The organism is Marinimicrobium sp. UBA4509, from assembly GCF_002388575.1.
In the GTDB taxonomy this organism is placed as follows: Bacteria; Pseudomonadota; Gammaproteobacteria; order Pseudomonadales; family Cellvibrionaceae; genus Marinimicrobium; species Marinimicrobium koreense.
The window spans coordinates 455-5,653 of sequence record NZ_DGMV01000065.1; the positions used below are offsets into that span (position 1 = coordinate 455).

The following is a 5,199-nucleotide window of genomic DNA, read 5'->3' on the forward strand; positions in this document are numbered from 1 at the left end:
GAGCCGATCTGGTTGAACTTGATCAGGATGGAGTTACCGATCTTCTTGTCGATACCTTCTTTCAGAATCTTGGTGTTGGTCACGAACAGATCGTCGCCCACCAACTGGATCTTGTTCCCCAGCTTCTGGGTCAGGTACGCCCAGCCGTCCCAATCGCTCTCATCCAGACCGTCTTCGATGGAGATGATCGGGTACTTGGCCGACAGATCCGCCAGGTAGTCAGAGAACTCTTCGGCGTTGAACACCTTGCCTTCACCAGACAGGTCGTACTTGCCCTCTTTATAGAACTCGGATGCGGCGCAGTCCAGTGCCAGGGTCACATCTTCACCCAGTTTGTAGCCGGCATTGGCCACGGCCTGACCGATGACCTGCAGAGCTTCTTCGTTGGACGGCAGGTTGGGAGCGAAACCACCTTCGTCACCGACTGCGGTGCTCAGGCCTTTTTCGTTCAGCACTTTTTTCAGGGCGTGGAAAATTTCCGCACCGGTACGCAGCGCTTCGGAGAAGGTCTTGGCGGAGACCGGCTGAATCATGAATTCCTGAATGTCGACGTTGTTGTCGGCGTGCTCACCGCCGTTCAGGATGTTCATCATGGGAACCGGCATGGAGTACTTACCGGCGGTGCCGTTGACTTCAGCAATGTGCTGGTACAGGGGGATGCCCTTGTCGATGGCAGCGGCTTTGGCAGCGGCCAGGGACACGGCCAGGATGGCGTTGGCGCCAAACTTGGACTTGTTCTCGGTGCCGTCGGCATCGATCATGATTTTGTCCAGCGCGCGCTGATCGGCGGCGTCTTTACCCACCAACAGACCTTTGATGGTGTCGTTGATGTGGCCCACGGCCTTCAGTACGCCCTTGCCCAGGTAGCGGGACTTGTCGCCGTCGCGCAGTTCCAGTGCTTCGCGCGAACCGGTAGAGGCGCCAGAGGGGGCGCAGGCGGAGCCTACGGCACCGCTTTCCAGAATGACTTCAGCGCTGACGGTCGGGTTACCGCGACTGTCCAGAACTTCGAAAGCTTTGATGTCGACAATTTTACTCATGCGTAGATTGCTCCGTTTGCCAATAAATAATGAAAAAGGGTTCGTTACTGCGTTCGTTACTGAATATCCAGTGGCGGCAACTGCTTCACCACATCGTCAATGGCTTTGATCTGGGCCAGGAACGGCTCCAGCTTGTCCAGCGGCAGCGCGCTGGGCCCATCACACTTGGCATTGTCCGGGTCCGGGTGGGCTTCCAGGAACAGCCCCGCCAGCCCCACAGCCATACCGGCACGGGCCAGTTCGGCGACCTGATGACGGCGCCCGCCGGAGGCTTCGCCCAGCGGGTCACGACACTGCAGCGCGTGGGTAGCGTCAAAAATAATCGGCGCCCCGCCGCTGACTTCCCGCATGGTGCGAAAGCCAAGCATATCCACCACCAGATTGTCGTAACCGAAATTGCTGCCGCGCTCGCACAGAATGATCTGGTCGTTGCCGCACTCGCGGAATTTTTCCACGATGTTTTTCAGCTGGCCCGGACTCAGAAACTGGGGCTTCTTGATGTTGATGACCGCTCCAGTCTTTGCCATGGCCTGCACCAGGTCGGTTTGGCGTGCCAGAAAGGCGGGCAACTGAATCACATCACAGACCTCCGCCACCGGCTGACACTGATACTGCTCGTGCACATCGGTAATGACCGGCACACCGAAGGTGTCTTTGATTTCCTGAAAAATCTTCAGGCCTTCTTCCATGCCCGGGCCGCGAAAGGAATGGATGGAGGAGCGGTTGGCCTTGTCAAACGAGGCCTTGAACACATAGGGAATGCCCAGCTTTTCGGTCACCTTGACGTAGGCTTCGGCCACCTGCATTGCCATGTCCCGGGATTCGAGGACATTCATGCCACCGAACAGGGTAAAGGGACGTTGGTTGCCCACCGTCAGCTTGGCAATGGCAATATCTCGATCAGTCACAGCATTCTCACTCTATCGTTGGCGAGCCCCGCAGGGCCCGCGAGGCGGATCAGGAGGATTGGTTGGTCAGCGCGGCGCGGACAAAGCTGGTAAACAGCGGGTGGCCGTCGCGTGGGGTGGAGGTGAATTCCGGGTGGAACTGGCAGGCGACAAACCAGGGATGATCCGGCAGCTCCACCGCTTCCACCAGGGTATCGTCCGCCGACCATCCGCCGATGCGCAGGCCGGCTTTCTGCAGCTGGTCCACGTAATTGTTGTTCACTTCATAGCGATGCCGATGGCGCTCGACAATCACATCCTTACCGTAAATATCCCGGGTCTTGGAGCCGGCCACCAGACGACTCTCCTGACCACCGAGACGCATGGTGCCGCCCAGGTCGGAGGTTTCGTCGCGCTGCTCGCGGCGTCCACTGTTATCCACCCACTCGGTAATCAGGCCGATCACCGGGTCCGGGGTATGCTTATCAAATTCGGTGCTGTTGGCGTTTTTCAGGCCCAGCACGTTGCGGGCAAACTCGATCACCACCGATTGCATACCCAGGCAGATCCCCAGGTACGGCACCTTGTTCTCGCGGGCATAGCGCACCGCCATCAGCTTGCCTTCGACCCCGCGGTTACCAAAACCGCCGGGCACCAGGATCGCATCCGCTTCGCGCAGCAGGCTGTCGCCCTGCTCTTCCAGTTGTTCGGCGTCCACGTATTGCATGTTCACTTTGGTACGAGTGTGAATGCCAGCGTGAATCATCGCCTCGATCAGGGATTTGTAGGCATCCAGCAGCTCCATGTACTTGCCGACCATGGCGATGGTGACTTCGTTCTCGGGGTGCAGCTTGCCATCCACCACGCGGTCCCACTCGCTCAGGTCCGCCGGACCGCAGTCGAGCTCGAACTGCTCGACGATAATGTCGTCCAGGCCGAATTCGTGCAGCATGCGCGGGATGGCGTAAATGGTGCCGGCATCCGGCAGCGGGACCACCGCGCGCTCATCCACGTTGGTGAACAGGGCAATTTTGCGGCGGGAGTCTTCATCGACTTCCCGCTCGGAGCGACACAGCAGAATATTGGGCTGCAAACCGATTGAGCGCAGCTCTTTCACCGAGTGCTGGGTCGGTTTGGTCTTGGTTTCACCGGCGGTGGCAATATAGGGCACCAGAGTCAGGTGCATCAGAATGGAATTCTTGGGGCCCAGCTCAACTTTGAGCTGACGCACGGCTTCGAGGAACGGCTGGGACTCGATATCACCCACGGTACCGCCGATTTCCACCAGCGCCACATCGGCATCGCGGCCGCCTTCGATAATCCGACGCTTGATTTCGTCGGTAATGTGGGGAATCACCTGAACGGTGCCGCCCAGGTAGTCACCGCGGCGCTCTTTGCGCAGCACGGTTTCGTAAACGCGACCAGTGGTGAAGTTGTTGCGACGGGTCATTTTGGTGCGAATGAATCGCTCGTAATGCCCGAGGTCCAGATCCGTCTCGGCCCCGTCTTCGGTGACAAACACCTCGCCGTGCTGAAAAGGGCTCATGGTGCCCGGATCCACATTGATGTAGGGATCCAGCTTCATGATGGTGACGTTCACGCCCCGAGACTCAAGAATTGCCGCCAGAGAAGCCGAGGCAATACCCTTGCCCAAAGACGAAACCACACCACCGGTAACGAAAATATATCGCGTCATGTAAAACCTTGTTCAGTACGATCGAGGGACAGACAAATACCGGACGCCAACGCTGTGCTTGTCGTTGGGGTATTTCTCTTCAGGACGGGGCGCCAGAGTACCAGAAAGGCGGGATAGCCTCAATCAAAAGTTGTACCACCTCAGGCGGTAGCCCGGCTGGCCCGGGGCCGCCGAGAAGCCCTTGCAGACCCACAGATCCCCGGCGGCCACCAGGGTCTCGCCGCTGTAAATCAGCGGCAGCCGGGCCCGCCACCAGGGGGCCAGGGCGTACTCCTGCAGCAGCTTCTTCAGGGTCTGTGAGTGGGCCCGCCCCTCGGGCTGACAGCGTTCACCCCCCTGACGCCACCGAATGGACAGCTCCGGCAGCCCCGCCGCCAGACGGGGACCATTACCGCCGAAATCCTCCCTTTCAAAGACCAAAACAGCGCCCCCCGGCAACACCACCCGCCCCGATCCGCTCAAATCCACGGGGATAGGCTGCGAAGGCAGAGGGGCCTCAAGCGAGGTGCCATTCAGCAGGTACAGGCCCTGACGAAACCGCCGCAACGCCCAGCCCTCCCAGGCCACACACGCCCCGGCGTCCTCCCGCCCGTCGATCAACTGGCGATCGACCTCCGCCAACCGATCACGATTCAACCCGGGCACCCCACGCTCCCTGAACCAGACCCGCAGCACCTGATGGCGCCGCGCCGTAGACAGGCCCTGTAACCCCGGAAGACTGAGCACCCACCCCGCAGCAGCGTGCGGATCGGCAGACTCAAGGGTCAGACGCGCCAGATCCTCCCGCGCGTAGTCTTCCAGCAGCGCCTCGGACTCGGCACACAGCACCGCACTCTGCCCCCAACTCTCCACCAGATGCGGCCAACGCTCCCGCAACGTGGGCATGACCCGGTGGCGAAGGAAGTTGCGATCAAATTGCAGGTCGTCGTTGCTCTCATCCTCGATCCAGGATAAGCGGTGGCTGCGAGCATAATCTTCAAGCTCGCGCCGGCTAACGCCCAGCAGCGGACGCCAGAGCTCCCCGGCACCCAACGGCCGCCGCGCCGCCATCCCCGCCAACCCCCGAACCCCGGATCCGCGCCCGAGGCGCATCAGCAGGGTTTCCACCTGATCGTCCCCGTGGTGGGCGGTGAGCAGTATTTCATCGGGCTGGAGCTGTTGAATGAACGCCTGATAACGCGCTTCACGCGCAGCGTCTTCCAGTCCCTTGCCGTCTTTCTGAACATCGACGGTCACGACGTCCAAAGGCACGCCGAGCTGTTTACACAATGTTTCGCAGTGACGCTGCCATTGGTCGGCATTAGGAGACAAGCCATGATGAACATGCACCGCCCGCACCCCCGAACACCGACGCGCCACCGCATGCAGCAACACGGTGGAATCCAACCCACCACTAAGCGCAACGCAGTAGCGACGATCTTCTGGAAGTGTTTGGATGGACTGTTTTAAGGGCATCTCAGTTACTGTGAAAGTATTGTCTTTACATTGAGTCCGGCGGGCAGGCGGTATACCGGTTCGAGACTCTCGGAGACATGGATGTCGACGAGAAGCCCCCATGGATGGGTTCACGGCGGGT

General features: G+C 60.0%; 4 protein-coding genes. All 4 read right to left on the bottom strand.

Features of this window, described 5'->3' with window-relative positions; genetic code table 11:
* A partial coding sequence (eno, locus tag B3520_RS13075) for a phosphopyruvate hydratase (RefSeq protein ID WP_286876209.1) occupies positions 1–1,040 on the bottom strand: 1,040 nt, incomplete at its 3' end.
* A gap of 56 nt (positions 1,041–1,096) precedes the next feature.
* On the bottom strand, positions 1,097–1,948 hold the full coding sequence (kdsA, locus tag B3520_RS13080; protein ID WP_286806374.1) for a 3-deoxy-8-phosphooctulonate synthase: 852 nt from the start codon (positions 1,946–1,948) through the stop codon (positions 1,097–1,099).
* A 49-nt stretch (positions 1,949–1,997) separates the two neighbouring features.
* Positions 1,998–3,623, bottom strand: coding sequence for a CTP synthase (locus tag B3520_RS13085; RefSeq protein ID WP_024460512.1), 1,626 nt, complete (start codon positions 3,621–3,623; stop codon positions 1,998–2,000).
* Between the two features lie 123 nt (positions 3,624–3,746).
* The gene (tilS, locus tag B3520_RS13090; RefSeq protein WP_349678485.1) at positions 3,747–5,180 is read right to left on the bottom strand and encodes a tRNA lysidine(34) synthetase TilS; all 1,434 of its coding nucleotides are present in this window, start codon (positions 5,178–5,180) and stop codon (positions 3,747–3,749) included.
* Between the last annotated feature and the right edge of the window lie 19 nt (positions 5,181–5,199).

Excerpts from the sequence above, each read along its gene's own strand:
- B3520_RS13085 (WP_024460512.1), bottom strand. The coding sequence starts at position 3,623 with ATGACGCGATATATTTTCGTTACCGGTGGTGTGGTTTCGTCTTTGGGC.
- tilS (WP_349678485.1), bottom strand. The coding sequence starts at position 5,180 with ATGGGGGCTTCTCGTCGACATCCATGTCTCCGAGAGTCTCGAACCGGT.